Source organism: Rhizobium changzhiense (assembly GCF_013087625.1).
Taxonomy (GTDB): domain Bacteria; phylum Pseudomonadota; class Alphaproteobacteria; order Rhizobiales; family Rhizobiaceae; genus Rhizobium; species Rhizobium sophorae.
On sequence record NZ_JABFCQ010000003.1, the window covers coordinates 657,969 to 675,500 of the forward strand.

Here is a 17,532-nt window from a genome sequence, read left to right on the forward strand (position 1 = left end):
TGATGACCGAGACCATGCGCAAAACGATATCTTCGACTGGCTACTTCACGGAAGAAAACTCGGTCGAGACCGTCAACGCCAGAATGGGAAAGGATATCAACCCGCGCCTTGGCGCAGTGATGGCCTGTCTCGTCAAGCATCTCCATAATTTTGCGCGTGAGATTGAACTCACCCAGGAGGAGTGGGAATTCGGTGTCGATTTCCTGACCCGAACAGGCCAGATTTGTACGCGGGAGCGGCAGGAATTCATCCTACTGTCGGATACGCTCGGCCTTTCGATGCTGGTTGACGCCGTCAACAACAGGCGGCCGGAGGGGGCGACTGAAAACACAGTGTTCGGACCCTTTCACGTGGAAGGCGCCCCGGTGCGCCAGATGGGCGACCAGATCTGCCTAGATGGCAAGGGCGAAAGCTGTCTCTTCATCGGGCGCGTCCTCGATCTCGACGGCAATCCCGTCGAGGGAGCGCGCATCGATGTCTGGTCCGACAATGCGGAAGGCTATTACGACGTTCAGCAGCCAGATCTCCAACCGAAATGGAACAATCGCGGCGTCTTCGTCACCGGGCCGGACGGACGCTACAGCTTCGTCGGTATCAAACCGGTATCCTATCCGATTCCCGATGACGGACCGGTCGGCAAGATGCTCGCGGCCCTTGGGCGTCATCCGTTCCGACCGGCGCACATGCACTACATGGTCCGCGCCGACGGCTTTCAAAAGCTGGTGACACACACTTTCGTCGGCGGCGACCCCTACCTTGAATCCGACACTGTCTTCGGGGTCAAAAAGACGCTTGTGGCACGGTTCGAGCGCGTCGAGCATGGGAACACGCTCTGGCGTTCGGATTTCGATTTCGTGCTCGTAGCGTCAGCACAGACACGATAGGAGGGCGAATTGGATAATTTCGTCTACAACGCCAATCCCGGTCGCGTCATCTTTGGCAGTGGAACAATCTCTCGGCTTGCAGAAGAGGCCGACAGGCTGGGCGCTCGTCGCACATTGGTTCTCGCTACGCCGGAACAAGCCGCGCAAGCCGACGATATTGCGCGGCATCTGGGCTCTCGCGTTGCCGGACTTTATCCGAAGGCGACGATGCATACCCCCGTTGAAGTCACCGCCGAGGCAATGCAGGTCGTCGAAAGGCTGCAAGCCGACGCCGTGGTTTCGATTGGCGGCGGCTCGACGACCGGCCTCGGCAAGGCGATAGCCTTCCGCACCGATCTGCCGCAGATCGTGGTTCCCACGACCTATGCCGGATCGGAGGCGACGCCGATCCTCGGTGAAACCGAGAATGGCCGCAAGGTCACGAAATCAGATCCGCGCATTCTTCCCGAAGTGATTATCTATGACGTCGATCTGACCCTGACGCTGCCGGTCTCGCTGTCGGTGACGAGCGGCATGAATGCCGTCGCCCATGCCGTGGAAGCGCTTTATGCGCGGGAGGCCAACCCGATCATCTCGATGATGGCGGAAGCGGGCATCGCAGCCCTTGCGCGCGCTCTGCCGCTCATTCGAAACGATCCCCAGGACAGAAGCGCCCGCGCCGACGCTCTGTACGGTGCGTGGTTGTGTGGTGTCTGCCTCGGTTCCGTCGGCATGGCGCTGCATCATAAGCTTTGCCACACATTGGGTGGCATGTTCAACCTGCCGCACGCGCCGATGCATACCGCCGTCCTGCCGCACGCGGTGGCCTATAACAGCGCAGCGACGCCGGATGCGATGAAGCGGATAAGCAGGGCGATCGGCTCGGAAGATGCCGCTGGCGGCCTCTACGATCTCGCATCAGGGCTTGGTGCGACCATGTCGCTGCAATCCCTCGGCATGCCCGAGGACGGTGTCGAAGCAGCCGCCGAACAAGCAATGGCAAACCCTTACTGGAACCCGCGGCCGCTGGAAAAGGATGCCCTCACCAGCCTGCTTGCCGGCGCCTATCGCGGCGAGGCGCCAGCATTCCGGTGATCCTCGATGGAACCTTATGCTCCTGGGCTCCGAGACCGAGTTACGAATGCGACGATAGCCGAAGCTACTCCGCTCGGCAGTTCATCGGGGTTGCATCGCAAGCTCATGGCGTTGTCGTGCGAGAGATCTCACGAATACAACGGAACGGCGGAACAGACATCCAAAATGGATAAATATGCCGTTTCCATTCTACGCCAAGTTTTTAAATTGAAACTGCATTAATCGCTCGGATGGAGAGCGATCATGGGAGGATGATAATATGCCTAGCCACGACACTCGCGGCTTAAGCCGCCGATCTGTGCTGAAATATTCCGCACTTGCTGCAGCATCATCGCTTGCAGCGCCGTTTATAATGAGAAAAACTGCAAGGGCTTCCAGCGATTCTATAACTATATTGAATACGTTCCCAACTCTTGCCAATGAATACTGGCAAGGCTGGGATGCGGGCTGCAAGCTCGCGACCGAGCAACTCGGCCTGAAATACATCGCGCAGACCTTCGAGGATTCCGTCGACAAGCAAATCTCCCAGATCGAGCAAGCGCCGTCGCTCGGGGTGAATGCCGTTGTGACATTCGCGCAGAATGCCGAGGTCATGAAGGCGCTTGCGGCGACTGCCAGTCAGGTCGGTATCAAGCTTGCCAATGCGCATTCCACGGCCGCCCGGCTCGACGCCGACGACCCGGCGTATGCCGGTTCCTATCTGCTTTACAGCCAGCCCGATAATATTCGCGGAACGGCGGCGATGGCGCAGGCCCTGTTCGACAAGATCGGCAACGAGGGCAAGGTCCTCTATGTTGGCGGTCTGCCAGGCAATTTCTCGGCCGATTCCCGTGCGGCAGGCGTCAAGCTGGCGCTGAAGAACAATCCGAAGATCGAGCTGGTCGCCGAGCAGCCGGGTGGTGAGAACCGCGTCGCGGCGCGGCCCGTCGTCGAAAATCTGCTGACCGCCCATCCCGACGTCGCGGCGATCGTCTCCTACAACGACGATACCGCCATCGCCGTGCTCGATGTGCTGCGCGAACGGGGCCTGAGTGGCTCCATCGTCACTGCAGGAATCGATGCGACGCGCGAGATGCTCAACCGCGTCAGGGAAGACAAGAGCGCGCTCGGCACGGTCTCGATCAACGCTCCTTTCATGACGGGATATTCGGTCGTGACCCTCTACGACGCGCTTGAAGGGATCGCTTATGATCCGCTTGAGAAGATGCGCTATTTCGACTCGATCTTCCTCGATTCGCCGGAAGCTGCTGAGAAGTATCTCGGTGCCATGGACCAGAGCGGCCGGATCAATTTCGACTTCAAGGCGATGTCGCGTCATCTCAACGGCGACAACTGGAAGATCCAGTGGGGCATGGAAGTAATCGATCCGTCCTATTTCTGGAGCCAGATCGAGTCCATGCAGTCTCTGAAGCCGAGCGGCTGGGCTCTGCCGGAAAGTGTCGAGGCCTCCCTCAAGGCCGGCAATGCGGACAAGCTCAACAAGATGTACCGGGATCACTTCGTTCCGGGGCCGCTGAGCGACGTTGCCGGTATGACGCGCTCGAAGAAGACGGTCCTCGGATTCTGAGGCACCGGGGAGCGCTGACCCGCGCTCCCTTGTCGGCGAACTGGATATCAATTTATGGCGCAGCATCTCGAACTCCGTTCCATCACCAAGCGCTATCCCGGCGTGACCGCCCTGCGAAATGTTTCGTTTCGCATGAAATATGGCGAGAGCCTGGGCCTCGTCGGTGAGAACGGCGCCGGCAAGAGCACTCTCCTGGACATTTTGTGCGGCCTTCAGCGGCCCGACGAAGGGGAACTTGTCCTTCACGGCCGGAACGTCGTCTTCGACCAGCCCGGCGAGGCGACAGGCGCCGGCATCTTCCGGGTTCATCAGGAGCAGGCCCTGATCCTGGTCTACCCGGTATTCCAGAACCTGTTCTTCGGCCTCGAGGAGCATTTCTGTCGCTTCGGCATTGTGCAGTTCAAGGAAATGCAGATGGGGGCGCAGACCATATTGCGCGAACTCGGCATCGATCTCGATGCATCGGAAATCACCGGAGAGCTGAATTTCGGGGCCCGGCAGTTGGTGGAAATCGCCCGTGTCGTCGCACAGTCCGAGATACTGAAGATCGATCGCCCTCTCGTGCTGCTCGACGAGCCGACGGCATCGCTTTCCGGTTCCGAGCTCGAGCTTTTCTACCGGACGGTCGGCGTCCTGAAGACGCGGTTCCGCGCCTCCATCGTCTTCATATCGCATCGTCTGGACGAGGTATTGCATCTTTGCGATCACGTGCTCGTCCTGAAGGACGGACAGGTCGTCGATGCCGATGTCGCCGAGCCGACCGAGGCGAAGCTTCATAGCCTCATGGTGGGACGCGAGCGACTGACGGATTTCTACGCCACGAACCGGCAGAGGCGAGATTTCGGGGCGCCGGTCCTAGAACTGGCGCAGCTGACGACGAAGCACTTTCGAGACGTCACGCTTTCCGTGCGGGAAGGAGAAATCGTCGGCATCGGCGGTCTGGTCCAGTCCGGCAAGACCGAACTTGGGCGTGCGATCCTGGGTGTCGAGCCGAGCAGAGGCACAATCAGGATTCTCGGACGTGACGTGACCAATCTCGCCCCTTCTGCCCGCATCGAGCTCGGCATTGGCTATGTGCCGCTGCACCGCCATCTCGACGGGGTGATGCTGGGTAGATCCATCCGTGACAACATCATATTGCCGTCGCTCGACAAGTTCGAGCGCTGGGGAGTCCTGTCGTTCTCAAGGGCGTCACGCTTTGCGTCGGAGCGGATGCACGAGCTGCGGATCAAGGCTCCCGGCGATGCCACGCTGGTCGGCGCGCTGAGTGGTGGGAACCAGCAGAAGGTGGTGCTCGCCAAATGGCTGTCGAGAAAGCCACGGCTGCTGGTCGTTGACAATCCCACACGTGGCGTTGATGCCGGCGCCAAGGAGGAGATCTACCGTCTGCTTCGCGACGTGACGGAAGCCGGATGCGCCGTACTGCTCATTTCGGATGACCTGGTGGAGCTGATCGAGTTGTCGAGCACGCTGTTCTTCCTGTCGAACGGTTCTCTGTCGAACAGCGTTCCGGCACCTCCCGATAGAAAGCCGAAGGAACACGATGTCATCGCGATGATGTTCTGACGTCAGGCGTAAATTCCAAAGGAAATACAATGATCAAACTTGCCACTCTGGGGCGATTTACGCCGTTCCTTGCCGCCATCATACTGGTACTGTTCTTCTCCGTCATGCAGGATGCCTTCTTCACCTGGGCCAATGTGTGGAATATCATCCGCCAGTCCTCGGTCCTGCTGGTCGCCTCCATGGGGGTGACCTTCGTCATCCTCATCGGCTCCATCGATCTTTCCGTCGGCGCGATCATGACCCTGTCGGCGGTGTGCGCAATCACCCTGGTGCCGGTGATCGGCGAGGCGGGGATTCTGGTGGGATTGATCGTCGGCGGCCTGTGCGGCGCATTCAACGGCCTCCTCAATGCAACGCTGAAACTGCCGAGCTTTCTGGTGACGCTCGGTTCGCTCTTCATCTTTCAGAGCATCGGCCTGATCATTTCCGGAGGCCGACCACTGCCCTGGACGACGCCGATCTCCAGCGCGCTGGCCGGCGGCGTTGTGTTCGGATCCTTCCCGAAGATAGGCCTCTGGGCGATCGCGGTCCTTCTGGTCTGCGCGTTCGTGGCCCGCTATACGCGCTTTGGGCAATATATGTACGCGATCGGCGACAACGAGCGGACGACCCGCATGTCCGGCATATCGACCACACGTCTAAAGATTGCGGTGTTCGTCGTAGCTGGTATCATTTCCGGGCTCGCTGGCATCTTGCTCGGCATCCGCACATTTTCGGCATCGCCCGGCATGGGCGATCCCTTTCTCCTGGATACCATTGCCGCAGTTGTCCTGGGCGGAACGTTGCTGACGGGCGGTGTCGGCGGCCCGTTGCGCACCGTCTTTGGTGTGCTGACGATAGTCATCCTGGCCAACGGCATGACGCTTCTGCAGGTGGATCCCTTCTTCCAGATCGGCATTCGCGGCGCTGTGGTCATTCTTGCAGTGCTGATCACGACAAAACGTGGCCGGCTCGATCAGATCGTCAAATAGCACCAATGGAGCGGCAAATGCTGGCAGCACGAATTGCATATTCAAGCGAAGGGCACGCGGAGGTGCGCGCTCGATACTTCGAGGATCACAAGCTGCACCTCCGTTCCACGGGCTTGAAAATCCGCCAATCAGGCCCGCTCTTCAACGGAGACGGACCGCAGATCGGCGCCCTGATCGTTGCGGAGGTTGAGGATCTGGCCGAACTTACTACATTCAGTGCGCGGGATCCGTTCGTCGTCCACGGTGTTTATCGGCAGGTAGAAGTCCTCGAATGGCGGGTGACATCGGATAGGATACTTTACATCGAGTTGAGTGAAATAAGATCAGCCGGGCTCGGACATACTAAGGGCATCTGGAGCGCTCCATCGATTGTCTGGACCTGGATCGATGCTCAAGTCGTGCGAAATGTCCTCCGCAAAGGTGATCGAATTCGTTCTCAGTTTCGAGCCCAGCACAACGAAAGCCGGGCCTCGCCTATAATAGTCGAAAAGTGAGCACAAGGCCTATATTGCATTGCAACATGTGCATGACTGCACTGCGATTTAAGCGCTGGCGGTCGAGGCAGCAACAGTTGGCGAGGAAGCTTCGGCTGCAAAACGCACAACTGAAGAGGATGCTGGATCGGTTCGAACGCTGAACGCCGCATTATCCACTCTCCGGGTTTCGGCCTGAAGAACATATAGTCTTTAAGGCGTCGCCGAAAACGCGGCTTCGGGCTGACTAGCGACCGAAACAGTAACCTGCGCTCGCGCTCGGATGTCCGCTGATCAAAAGAACTGGCGCCGGTTCGTATCTAGGATGACGTTTTGAATCCACGCAGGCGCCGGCATTATAATCGGGCTCAAAACCGTTGTAGCAAGTCATGATGGGATGTGTCACACAGCCATCCATCCCCCATCGACCAGCATAATGTGTCCATCAATTTTGCGTTGCTTCATCGATGGCGAGGAACAAAGCGGCTTTCGCGACTTCCGGCTCACCATGCGGTGACGCTTAGTCGTGGATGTTTGTGTTTCGTTGCCTGCCCGAGTCCGCCGCTGCTGCGGACCGGCAAATGCAGGGTAACCGGGATGTTTGGAGTTCGCCCCATGACGGATCACACCTATACGCTTAAGCAATTGGCACAGGGGCATCGACCGATCCGGATTGGCTTTTTCCTGGTGCCGGACTTCCCTCTGATGACCTTTGCGGCAGCGCTCGACTCGCTGCGGCAGGGCAATCGTCTGGCCAAGCGAAAGGCCTTTGAGTGGCTCATCCTGTCGGCGGATGGCGGCCATGTGAAGTCCAGCAGCGGACTGGGCTTCGATGCAGATGCGGCAATCAGCAGGGCGCCGCGCTGCGATATCGTCATCCTCTGCGCAGGCATCAATTATGCCGATGCCTATGATGCCAATGTCTTTGCATGGTTGAGGCGCATCCATTCGGAGGGGTGCGTGCTTGGAGCAGTCAGCACTGCCGTCTTCTTCCTGGCAAAGGCGCGATTGTTGGAAGGGCGACGATGTGCCGTTCATTGGGAGTCGCTTGCAAGCTTTCGCAGCGAGTTTCCGAACTGTCTCGCCACGGACGACATTTTCGCGATCGACGGACGTTTTCTGACCTCCTCGGGCGGAACCGTCACATTGGACATGATGCTTTACCTCATCTCGGCCGTGGAGGGTCGGGAGTTGGCAGCACTCATTTCGGACCAGTTCAACCACGCGCGGATACGGCGCCAGGACGACGTTCAGAGGATGTCGCCCGAAGATCGTTTCGGCATCCGGAATGCCAAGCTCGCCTTCGTGGTTCGTCGGATGGAAGCCAGCCTCGGCGATCCGGTCGAAATTTCCGATCTCGCCAATAGCGTGGCGCTTTCGCTTCGCCAGCTCGAGCGGCTGTTTCACGCCAATCTCGGCAAGAGTCCTACCCATTTCTACATAGAGCTTCGCATGACACGCGCGAGAGAACTGCTGGTCTACACGGAACTGGCGATCGGTGAGATCGCCGAAATCTGCGGTTATCAGTCAGCTTCGCATTTCGGCCGCTCATACCGCACGCGATTTCGCGAGAACCCTGCCGCGACTCGAAAGGCAGAGAAGCTGCGAGAGGAGCCAATGTCATGAACAATGTCGATCCACGCAGAGAAGATGTCGGATCACCGCATATCACGGAGGTCCATCCCGTTTTAACGTAAATCAAGACGGATGGGTGACGGACAAAAAGTCCGCTGTGACCGAGCCTGGGACGAGTATCTTGCCGGCCGGTCCGACCAACAAAAATTCGGAACAGTTAAAGCGCTAACTAGGAGATGACTACCGTGGACAAGTCTCAGCATTCCTATATCCCGACTCTGGTCGAACAGATGTCGAGCGGCTCGATCGGCCGCCGAGAATTTCTGCGTAAAGCGACGCTTCTTGGTGTTTCGGCCGCAGCCGCATATTCTCTTGCCGGCGTTCCAATGCCGGGCGACGGCGCCCGGGCCGACGATATGCCGAAGGGCGGAAACCTGCGCATCGGCATGCGTTGCATGGAAATCAAGGATCCGCATCTGGCCGACTTTGCCGAAAAGTCGAACGTCATCCGCCAAACCTGCGAATATCTGACCCTCACGGATCGCAACAACATTACCCATCCTTATCTGCTGGAAAAATGGGAAGTCAGCAACGATCTGAAGACGTGGACGCTTCATGTGCGCAAGGACGTCAAATGGCGCAAGGGAAAGCCGCTGACGGCCGACGATGTGATCTGGAACCTGAAGCGGGTTTGCGATCCAGCAATCGGTTCGTCGATGCTCGGGCTTTTCACCGGTTATCTCGTGCAGGAATACGAAACCGGTGAAAAGGACGACAAGGGCAATCCCAAGAAGTCGAGCAAGCTCTGGGCTGACAATGCCATCGAGAAGGTCGACGATCACACCGTTCGTCTCAACTGCTCCTCGCCGCAGATTGCCGTGCCCGAGCACCTCTACCACTACCCGATGTTCATCCTTGATCCGGAAGAAAACGGTGCTTTCGGCGCTGACGCGAACGGCACGGGTCCCTTCGTTATCACCGAATACGTCGTCGGCAAGGGTGCCAAGTACAAAGCCCGCACCGACTATTGGGGCACCGGGCCATATCTCGATACGTTCGAATATGTCGACCTCGGCGACAATCCGGGGGCCGGTATCGCGGCCATGGCTTCCAAGCAGGTCGATGGCCTGTCGGAAGCTGACGCAGTCCAGATCAATGCAATGAAAAATTTCCCGCATGTGGCAGTCTATCAGGTCGATACGACCCAGACGGTCGTTGCTCGCATGCATCCAAATATCGACCAGTTCAAGGACAAGCGCGTGCGCCAGGCGATGCGCTATGCGATTGACCGCGACAAGGTTATCCAGACCGCGCTTCTCGGTGCCGGTGTTCCTGCCGAAGATCATCACGTCGCGCCGTCACATCCCGAATATGCGGCCTTGCCGAAATATCCCCGAGATATCGAGAAGGCCAAGAAGCTCCTGGCCGACGCAGGCTATCCTGACGGTTTTGAATTCGACATGACGACGCGCCCCGACCCGACCTGGGAGCTCAACACGGCGCAGGTCCTGGCCGAACAATTCAAGGACATCGGTGTGAAGGTCAACATCAAGTCGCTGCCGAGTGCGCAATATTGGGAAGTCTGGACGACGTCGCCGTTCAGCCTGACGGCCTGGGGCCATCGGCCGCTGGCAATCATGACGCTGTCGCTCGCCTACCGTTCGAATGCCGCCTGGAACGAGTCCAACTATTCCAATGCGGAATTTGACAGGCTGCTGACGGAAGCCGAAGGCATCCTCGATCCGAAGGAGCGCAGCAAGGTCATGGCGAAGATCGAGGCGATCATGCAGGACGACGGACCAATCGTTCAGCCCTTCTGGCGTGTTTTCTCGACCGTCATGGACAAGAAGGTCAAGGGCTTCGATCTCCATCCTTCGCAATACATCTTCGCGCATCAATACGCGATCTCGGTATAACCTCCCGGCTGGTGCCTGGCCGCGTTCGCGCGGTCGGGTGCCGGGCGCAGATATTCGGGCTTGTCCGGCTATGGCGAATTTCCTCCTCAAGCGCTTGGCGATGATGGTCGTGACGATGCTCTGTGCCTCGTTTCTCGTCTTCGCCGTCTGCGAGTTCACTCCCGGCAGCGTGGCGCGCAAGTCGCTCGGTCCTTTCGCTACCCAGCAGCAGGTGGACCTGCTGTCGCAGAAACTGAAGGCCAATGATCCACTGCTGGTGCGCTACGGTCGCTGGCTGGGTGTGCTCGTCGGCGCAATCCCCGATCCGCTTCAGGATCCGGCCACCGGGCTGAACTTCAAGGACCCGCGTGGCGCCCAGTATTTCGGCAACTTCGGATATTCCACCCTGAACAAGCTACCCGTCAACGACGTCATCTGGGATCGTCTCGGCAATACCTCCATCCTCGCCGGGCTGGCGTTCCTGCTGATCGTGCCGCTGTCGATCATTTTCGGCATCCTGTCGGGGCTGAAAGAGGGCGGGGTGCTGGACCGGACGCTTTCGATCATCTGTATCACTTTTACCTCCATTCCGGAGTTCGCGTCAGGCGTCTTCCTGGTGACGCTCTTCGTGATCCTCTGGCCGATCCTGCCAGGCACGAGCCCGCTCAACAGCGATGGTGGCTGGGCAGTGCCCTATCAGTTCGTCCTGCCCGTCGCGGTGCTGGTCATCTATGACTTCGGCTATGTCGCCCGCATGATCCGCGTCTCGATGATCGGAGTCATGGAGCGGCCCTATATCCGCACCGCAATCCTCAAGGGCATGAGCACGCGCCGCATGGTCCTAGGGCACGCGTTGCGGAATGCGATGATCGCACCGTTCACCGTGCTCCTGCTGCAAATCAACTTCCTGATCAGCGGCGTCGTCGTCACCGAGCTCGTCTTTGCCTATCCGGGCTTCGGCCGCCTGATCCTCGATGCAAGCCTGTTCGGCGATATCGCAACGCTCGAGGCCGCAACATTGATCACGGTTGCCATCGCCGTTGTCACGCAGTTGCTTGGCGACCTCGGCTACATGCTGCTCGATCCACGCATCCGGGTGAGGTAAATCATGGCTGTTCATGACAATATCACCGGAGTGGTCACCGCACCGCCAAAGCGTGCTGCAAGGCCCAACTGGATGCGCATCTTTCATTCGCGCACGGCCGTCGTCGGGTTTTGCCTTGTTCTCTTCTGGGTACTTGCAGCCCTTCTTGCGCCCGTCCTGCCGCTACCGTCGCCGACGGATTCCGATGTCATGGCGATGAGCAACCCCTATCCTTCCGCTGCCCACTGGCTGGGGACCGATATTCTCGGTCGTGATATGCTGTCACGGTTGATCTTCGGCGCCCGCACAGTGCTCTCCGTTGCGCCGCTGTCGGTGGCGGTCGCAATGATCGTCGGCATCACGATGGGGATGATTGCAGGCTACTATGGGGGCTGGATCGACGTGCTGATCAGCCGCGTCTCGGACATCATACTGGCATTTCCGGTTCTCGTTATCTACGTCATCCTGATCGCCAATATCGGACCGTCGGTCCTCAACATCGTCATTGCGACGATGATCGCCTCGGCACCGGGTATCGGTCGCATAACGCGCGGCCTGGTGCTGGGTCTGAAGCAGCAGGAGTATGTCGCGGCAGCAAAGCTGCGTGCTGAAAGCACGCTCTACATCATGATCGTTGAACTGCTGCCGAACTGCCGCAGCCTGCTGATCGTCGATGCCTGCCTGCGCATCGGCTACACGATCATCACCATCGGCATCCTCGGTTTCCTCGGCCTCGGTCTGCCGCCACCGAACCCGGACTGGGGTGGCATGGTCAAGGAAAGTGTCACTGTACTGAATGTCTGGCCACACATGTCGCTGATCCCGTCTGCCGCGCTCGTCAGCCTGGTCCTCGGCTTCAACCTGCTCGCCGACGGCATTCGGGAGGCATGGAAATCATGAACATCATCGCGTCCAGTCTTCAAGGAGCGGCCATGTCCATCACGCCGTCGATCGATTGTGAACCCGTTATCGACATCGCCAGCCTTCGCGTCGAGTTTCGTGGCAAAAGCGAAACGGTCGTCGCGATCCCCGACCTCTCGTTTAAGGTCATGCCGGGCGAAAGCTACGGCCTTGTAGGGGAATCGGGCTGTGGCAAGAGCACGACGGCCATGGCGATCATGGGCTATCTCGGAAATACCGGGGTGATTGCCGGCGGCAGCATCCGCTTCAACGGCAAGCAACTGGTCGGTGCTTCGGCCAAGGATCTGCGCTCCATCCGCGGGCGGCAGATCGCGATGGTCTACCAGGATCCGATGAGTGCGCTCAATCCGGTGAAGACGATCGGTGCGCAGCTTGCCGAAGTCCCCCTGCTTCACATGGGCGCAAGCAAAAAAGATGCCATTGCCATGGCGGAAGCGATGCTTGCCGACGTCCGCCTGCCGGACCCCGGCGACATGATGAAGCGGTATCCGCATCAGCTTTCCGGTGGCCAGCAGCAGCGCGTGGTCATCGCCATGGCACTGCTTGCCAAACCGTCGCTGTTGCTGCTCGATGAACCGACAACCGGCCTCGATGTGACGGTCGAAGCTGCCGTCATCGATCTGATCGCCGAATTGCGCCAACGCTATTCGACCAGCCTGCTGTTCATCTCGCATAATCTCGGCCTGATCGCAGAGAGCTGCGATCGTCTCGGCATCATGTATTCCGGCGAGATGGTAGAAGAGGGAGCGACATCAGAAGTATTCCGCCGGCCGAAACATCCGTATACGCGCGGCCTTATCGATTGCATTCCCGACATTACCGGCGATAAGCGCAGCCGCACGCTCGCTGCCATTCCGGGCTCGATCCCGCTGCCGCAGGAAAGGCCGCAGGGCTGTCTTTTCGGGCCGCGCTGTTCGAGTTTTGTCTCCGGCCTCTGCGACCGTCCGGACCTTGCTCTGGAGCCGGCGGCGGAAGAGCATCTGGTGCGCTGCGTCCGCTGGCCCGAAATTTCGGCAGTAGAAGCGACGGTTGCTCCGGTCGAGACAAAGATGACTGCAAGATCGACGGCGATAACGCTGTCCGATGTGAACCGTCTCTATCCCGTCGGCCGCCAGAAGACCGTCAAGGCAAACGAAGCGGTCAGTTTCGAAGCGGCTACGGCCGAGATCGTGGCGCTGGTCGGCGAGTCCGGCTGCGGAAAATCCACGCTGGCGCGCATCGTGACGGGTCTCGACAAGGCGACCTCGGGCGAAATACGCATGGCTGGTGAAAATATTGCCGAATTGCAGGCGAGCGAGCGTCCGCGGGAACTGTTGCAGCAGGTTCAGATGATCTTTCAGAACCCTGACAGCACGCTCAACCCTTCGCATTCCGCCGCTTTCTCCATCCGCCGTTCGATCAAGAAGTTCGGCATCCGCAAGGGAAAGGCGGAGATCGAACAGCGTGTTCGCGAGCTTCTGGAAATGGTGCGATTGTCTCCGGCCGTTGCAGACCGAAAACCAAACCAACTCTCCGGGGGCCAGAAACAACGCATTGCCATCGCACGCGCCTTTGCGGCGGAACCGTCGCTCATCGTCGCCGACGAACCGGTCTCGGCCCTCGACGTCTCGGTGCAGGCCGCGGTCGTGACGCTGCTTCTCGACATTCAACGGGAAAAGCATGCCACGATGCTGTTCATCAGCCATGACCTGGCGTTGGTTCGCCACGTGGCAGACAAGGTTGTGGTCATGTATCTCGGTAAGGTCATGGAGCAGGGGACCGTCGAGGAAGTCTTCGGCGAGGGCGCACATCCCTATACCGAAGCACTTCTCTCAGCGATCCGCAGCCCGCATCCGGATGAAGCGCCGCGCGAGCGTATTCGCCTGTCCGGCGAAACACCGAGCGCGGTCAACGTACCCGCCGGCTGCCGTTTTGCGACGCGGTGCCACCGCAAGCTCGGCAGCATCTGCGACACCGCTCCGCCCCCACTGCGCAAGATGTCCGATACGCACGAGATTCTCTGCCACATTGATCAGGCAGATCTGGCCGCCCGGCCTTCCGTCCTTGCTTTTGCCGAAAAGGCATAATGATGCGCGATCCCGATCGGATTGGTGACTTCTGGCGGAAAGCCGCAGGCCTTCGTGCAATCCTGCATGTCATGGCGAGCATCTGCATCGTCGCGACTGGCAATTCTCTTCTGACGACCACAGTTTCTCTGCACCTCAGTGACCCTGCAATCGATCCCCACATTGTCCAGTTATTGCTGACGGCGTTTCCCATAGGCTTCCTTGCCGGATGCCTGTCAGCCCGCTTCATGGTCGTCCGCTTGGGACATGAGCGCGCTTTCCTGGCCGTCGCATTGTTCGCCGGTGTTGGCGCCTGCGGCTACATGCTGACGCAAGCCGCGCCGGTCTGGTTCTGCCTGCGCCTGATAAACGGCTTTTCCATCGCGACGCTGTTCGTCGTGTCCGAAAGCTGGATCAATCTTTACGCTGGCCAGAAGAACCGCGGAGCTTATTTCTCGCTCTATATGCTGATGACGTCGCTGGCGACGCTGTTTGCGCAATTGCTTGTCGAAGCGGCCGGAGCGGACTCTCCCCATCTCTTTCAGATCGTGCTCGGTGTCGTCCTGCTTGGACTAATCTACGCCCGCTTTGTCGGTGGACCCTGGCCCACCTTGCGCCTGCCGCTGGCAGTGGCGGTCGAGGCCGGTAACGCTCACTCCGGGCATCGGTATGGCATCTGGCGGCTCGTCGCTCTCGCACCGGTGGCTGTCGTCTGCGTCTTTCAAGCGGGCATGACGAATATGAATGTCTATACGATGACGCCGATCTATGCGGAGCGGGTGCACCTTGACGCGGCGGTGGCCGTGACACTGGTAACCGCCTTCAGCCTGGGCGGCATGCTCGCTCAGGCGCCGGTCGGATGGTTGTCGGATCGTATGGACCGGCGCGTTCTACTTCTCGTTCAGGGATTGGCGGGAGCAGGACTGTGCGCAACAATCGCCTGGGCCGGAAGCTATCCGCAGATGCTTCTCTACGGTCTGTTTTTCGCCTATGGCGCGATTGCGCTGACAATTTACCCGGTCGGCATCGCTTACGCCAACTCACAGCTCGACAGCCGCCATATGGTCTCGGCATCGGGTAGCCTCCTGCTCCTCTATTCGATCGGCAACATCATGACACCTGGGCTCGCCGCCCAGCTGATGGAGCTGTTTGCACCGCAGGCACTCTTTCTTCTGCTCGGGAGCGGAGCGTTCCTGGTTGCTGCTACTGCCTGCTTCAATCTGCTGCGCCGTCCGATCGGCGCCACCAAACATTGCCTCGTCTCGGGAGGAAGCGAATGATGCCCGCCAAGCCTTATGACCTCGTGATCCGTCGTGGCCGTGTGGTGCTGCCGGATGCGACCAGGCAGATCGATATCGGCGTTCGCGACGGCGTGATTGCGGCGCTCGGGCCGGATCTCCCCGAGGGCAAACATGAAGTCGCGACCGAGGGGCGTATCGTTCTGCCCGGCGGCGTCGACAGCCATTGCCACATGGATCAGCAGCCATGGGAAGGGAAGGCGACAGCTGACGATTTCAACACTGGCACGCTGTCGGCGATGTGCGGTGGCACGACAACTGTGGTGCCTTTCGCCATGCAGATGCGTGGCCAGTCGCTACGCGACATCGTCGAGGATTACCACGAGCGCGCCCGTCCGAAGGCGCATATCGACTACGGTTTTCACCTGATCGTCGGAGATCCCTCAGCCGAAGTGTTGGGCAACGAAATTCCCCAGCTGATCGCGGAAGGCTGCACCTCGATCAAGATCTACCTCACCTATGACGGTTTGAAGCTCGATGACTATGAGGTGCTGAATGTGCTCGACCTTGCCCGCGCGCAGGGCGCAATGGTCATGGTTCATGCGGAAAACGACGCCTGCATTCGCTGGTTGACCGAAAAATTCATTGCCGCGCGCAAGACCGAATTGCGCTACCATGAAAAAGCGCATTCAGCGATCGGCGACCGTGAAGCGACCTTCCGGGCGATCAGCCTTTCAGAACTGATCGAGACGCCGATCCTCGTCAGCCACGTCGCTGCGGGCGGCGCCGTCGAGGAGATCCGCCGCGCCAAGGCGCGCGGGCTTCCGATCTACGCCGAAACCTGCCCGCAATATCTCTTTCTTTCGGCTGAGGACATCGACACCCATGATCTCTCTGGCTCCAAATGCGTCTGCACGCCGCCGCCGCGCGACAAGTCGAACCAGCCTGCAATCTGGGCCGGTATCCTGGACGGAACGCTGGAGGTTTTTTCTTCGGATCATTCGCCGTGGCACTATGCGGATAAGATAGCGGGCGGGCCGGGGACGCCCTTTCACCGTATTCCCAATGGCATTCCCGGCGTGGAGACGCGCCTTGCTTTGCTGTTTTCCGCTGGGGTGAATGGTGGCCTGATCTCGCTGCAGAAATTCGCCGACCTGACGTCCGGCGCGCCGGCACGCCTTTTCGGGCTTGCTCCGCGCAAGGGGCAGATTGCCGTCGGGGCAGACGCCGATATTGCGATCTGGGATCCGGATCGCAGCGTGACGATTAGCAATTCCCTGCTGCACCACGCCACCGACTACACGCCCTACGAGGGGCAGGTGGTCAAGGGCTGGCCCGTCATGACGATCTCGCGCGGCGATATCGTCTGGGACGACGGTAAGATCCTGGCGGAACCGGGCCGTGGCCAGTTCATCGCCAGAGAGCGGCCTTTCCCGCCGCAGCAGGGACTTTCGAAGGTCCTCGCATCATGACAACGCCGATATCCCGCCTTGAAGGCAAGGTGATCTTTCTGACGGGCGCAGCAAGCGGCATCGGCGCGGCGATCGCGCGCCGCTGCATCGACGAGAAAGCCTTCGTCATCTGCGCAGACCAATCGCTCGATGGAGCCAACGCGCTTGCAAAATCTCTCGGTCGGCAGGCGCTGGGCATACAATGCGAGGTTACCGAGAGCGGCTCGGTCAAGCGTGCGGTGGAGACCGGCGTTGAACATTTCGGGCGCCTCGATGGCCTCGTGCACAATGCGGCTGCACCCTCGATGGATGGGAGTGTCGTCGACCTTGCCGAGCCGCAATGGCGGCTGGAAATCGATGTCATCCTGACCGGCGCCTTCCTTGCCAGCAAACATGCGCTTCCGGCCATGATCGAAGGTGGCGGCGGCTCGGTCGTCTTCATTGCATCGCAATTCGCTCATGTGGCAACCGGCAAGGCCGTCGCCTACTGCGCCGCAAAGGCCGGTCTCGTGCATCTCGCCAAGGCCATGGCGGTTGACCATGCGGCTGATGGCATCCGCGTCAACAGCCTTTCGCCCGGGGCCGTCGCCACTCCACGGCTGCTGCAACGGTGGCCGGATCTCGAGGCGGCCAATGCCGGGTTGGGGCCTGCGCATTTGCTCGGACGCATCGGGCAGCCGGAGGAAATAGCCGCCGCCACCGCCTTTCTATTGTCGTCGGATGCATCCTTCGTCACCGGAACCGATCTCCTGGCCGACGGTGGCTACGCGACGCGCTGATACCTGTGT

Annotated in this window: 13 protein-coding genes and 1 pseudogene; all 14 read left to right on the forward strand. The window is 59.7% G+C overall.

The features are described 5' to 3' along the window. Positions 1–2: 2 nt before the first annotated feature. The 14 genes and pseudogenes from G9X68_RS18180 (at position 3) to G9X68_RS18245 (ending at position 17,523) form a co-directional block, all read left to right on the forward strand. Positions 3–884 (forward strand): intradiol ring-cleavage dioxygenase, encoded by an 882-nt coding sequence (locus tag G9X68_RS18180; protein ID WP_244956190.1) that lies wholly within the window; start codon positions 3–5, stop codon positions 882–884. 9 nt (positions 885–893) lie between these two features. Beyond that, a complete protein-coding gene (locus tag G9X68_RS18185; protein WP_171603564.1) occupies positions 894–1,958 on the forward strand; it encodes a maleylacetate reductase in 1,065 nt (354 codons plus the stop codon). A gap of 394 nt (positions 1,959–2,352) precedes the next feature. Then, a complete protein-coding gene (locus G9X68_RS18190) occupies positions 2,353–3,525 on the forward strand; it encodes a sugar ABC transporter substrate-binding protein (RefSeq protein WP_171603565.1) in 1,173 nt (390 codons plus the stop codon). A 54-nt stretch (positions 3,526–3,579) separates the two neighbouring features. Next, positions 3,580–5,091: a sugar ABC transporter ATP-binding protein gene (locus G9X68_RS18195; protein ID WP_171603566.1), complete on the forward strand. Its 1,512-nt coding sequence runs from the start codon at positions 3,580–3,582 to the stop codon at positions 5,089–5,091. A gap of 29 nt (positions 5,092–5,120) precedes the next feature. Next, positions 5,121–6,062 carry an ABC transporter permease gene (locus G9X68_RS18200; protein WP_171603567.1) on the forward strand — a complete coding sequence of 314 codons (942 nt, stop codon included), beginning with the start codon at positions 5,121–5,123 and terminating at the stop codon, positions 6,060–6,062. Positions 6,063–6,079: 17 nt separating this feature from the next. Further along, positions 6,080–6,328, forward strand: a pseudogene (locus G9X68_RS31975) (YciI family protein); the annotation flags it as partial. Between the two features lie 822 nt (positions 6,329–7,150). Next, entirely contained in the window at positions 7,151–8,161 is a 1,011-nt protein-coding gene (locus tag G9X68_RS18210) for a GlxA family transcriptional regulator (protein ID WP_171603569.1), read from the forward strand. Between the two features lie 185 nt (positions 8,162–8,346). After that, a complete protein-coding gene (locus G9X68_RS18215) occupies positions 8,347–10,026 on the forward strand; it encodes an ABC transporter substrate-binding protein (protein ID WP_206679762.1) in 1,680 nt (559 codons plus the stop codon). 70 nt (positions 10,027–10,096) lie between these two features. Next, entirely contained in the window at positions 10,097–11,110 is a 1,014-nt protein-coding gene (locus G9X68_RS18220) for an ABC transporter permease (RefSeq protein WP_168311998.1), read from the forward strand. 3 nt (positions 11,111–11,113) lie between these two features. After that, a complete protein-coding gene (locus G9X68_RS18225) occupies positions 11,114–11,989 on the forward strand; it encodes an ABC transporter permease (RefSeq protein WP_168311999.1) in 876 nt (291 codons plus the stop codon). Beyond that, a complete protein-coding gene (locus G9X68_RS18230) occupies positions 11,986–14,076 on the forward strand; it encodes a dipeptide ABC transporter ATP-binding protein (RefSeq protein ID WP_171603571.1) in 2,091 nt (696 codons plus the stop codon). Before G9X68_RS18225 ends, G9X68_RS18230 begins: the two co-directional genes overlap by 4 nt. Further along, on the forward strand, positions 14,076–15,335 hold the full coding sequence (locus G9X68_RS18235) for an MFS transporter (RefSeq protein ID WP_171603572.1): 1,260 nt from the start codon (positions 14,076–14,078) through the stop codon (positions 15,333–15,335). The genes G9X68_RS18230 and G9X68_RS18235 overlap by 1 nt, the downstream gene beginning before the upstream one ends. Next, positions 15,332–16,765 (forward strand): dihydropyrimidinase, encoded by a 1,434-nt coding sequence (gene hydA / locus G9X68_RS18240; protein ID WP_171603573.1) that lies wholly within the window; start codon positions 15,332–15,334, stop codon positions 16,763–16,765. Before G9X68_RS18235 ends, hydA begins: the two co-directional genes overlap by 4 nt. Then, entirely contained in the window at positions 16,762–17,523 is a 762-nt protein-coding gene (locus G9X68_RS18245) for an SDR family NAD(P)-dependent oxidoreductase (protein WP_168312003.1), read from the forward strand. Before hydA ends, G9X68_RS18245 begins: the two co-directional genes overlap by 4 nt. Positions 17,524–17,532: the final 9 nt, after the last annotated feature.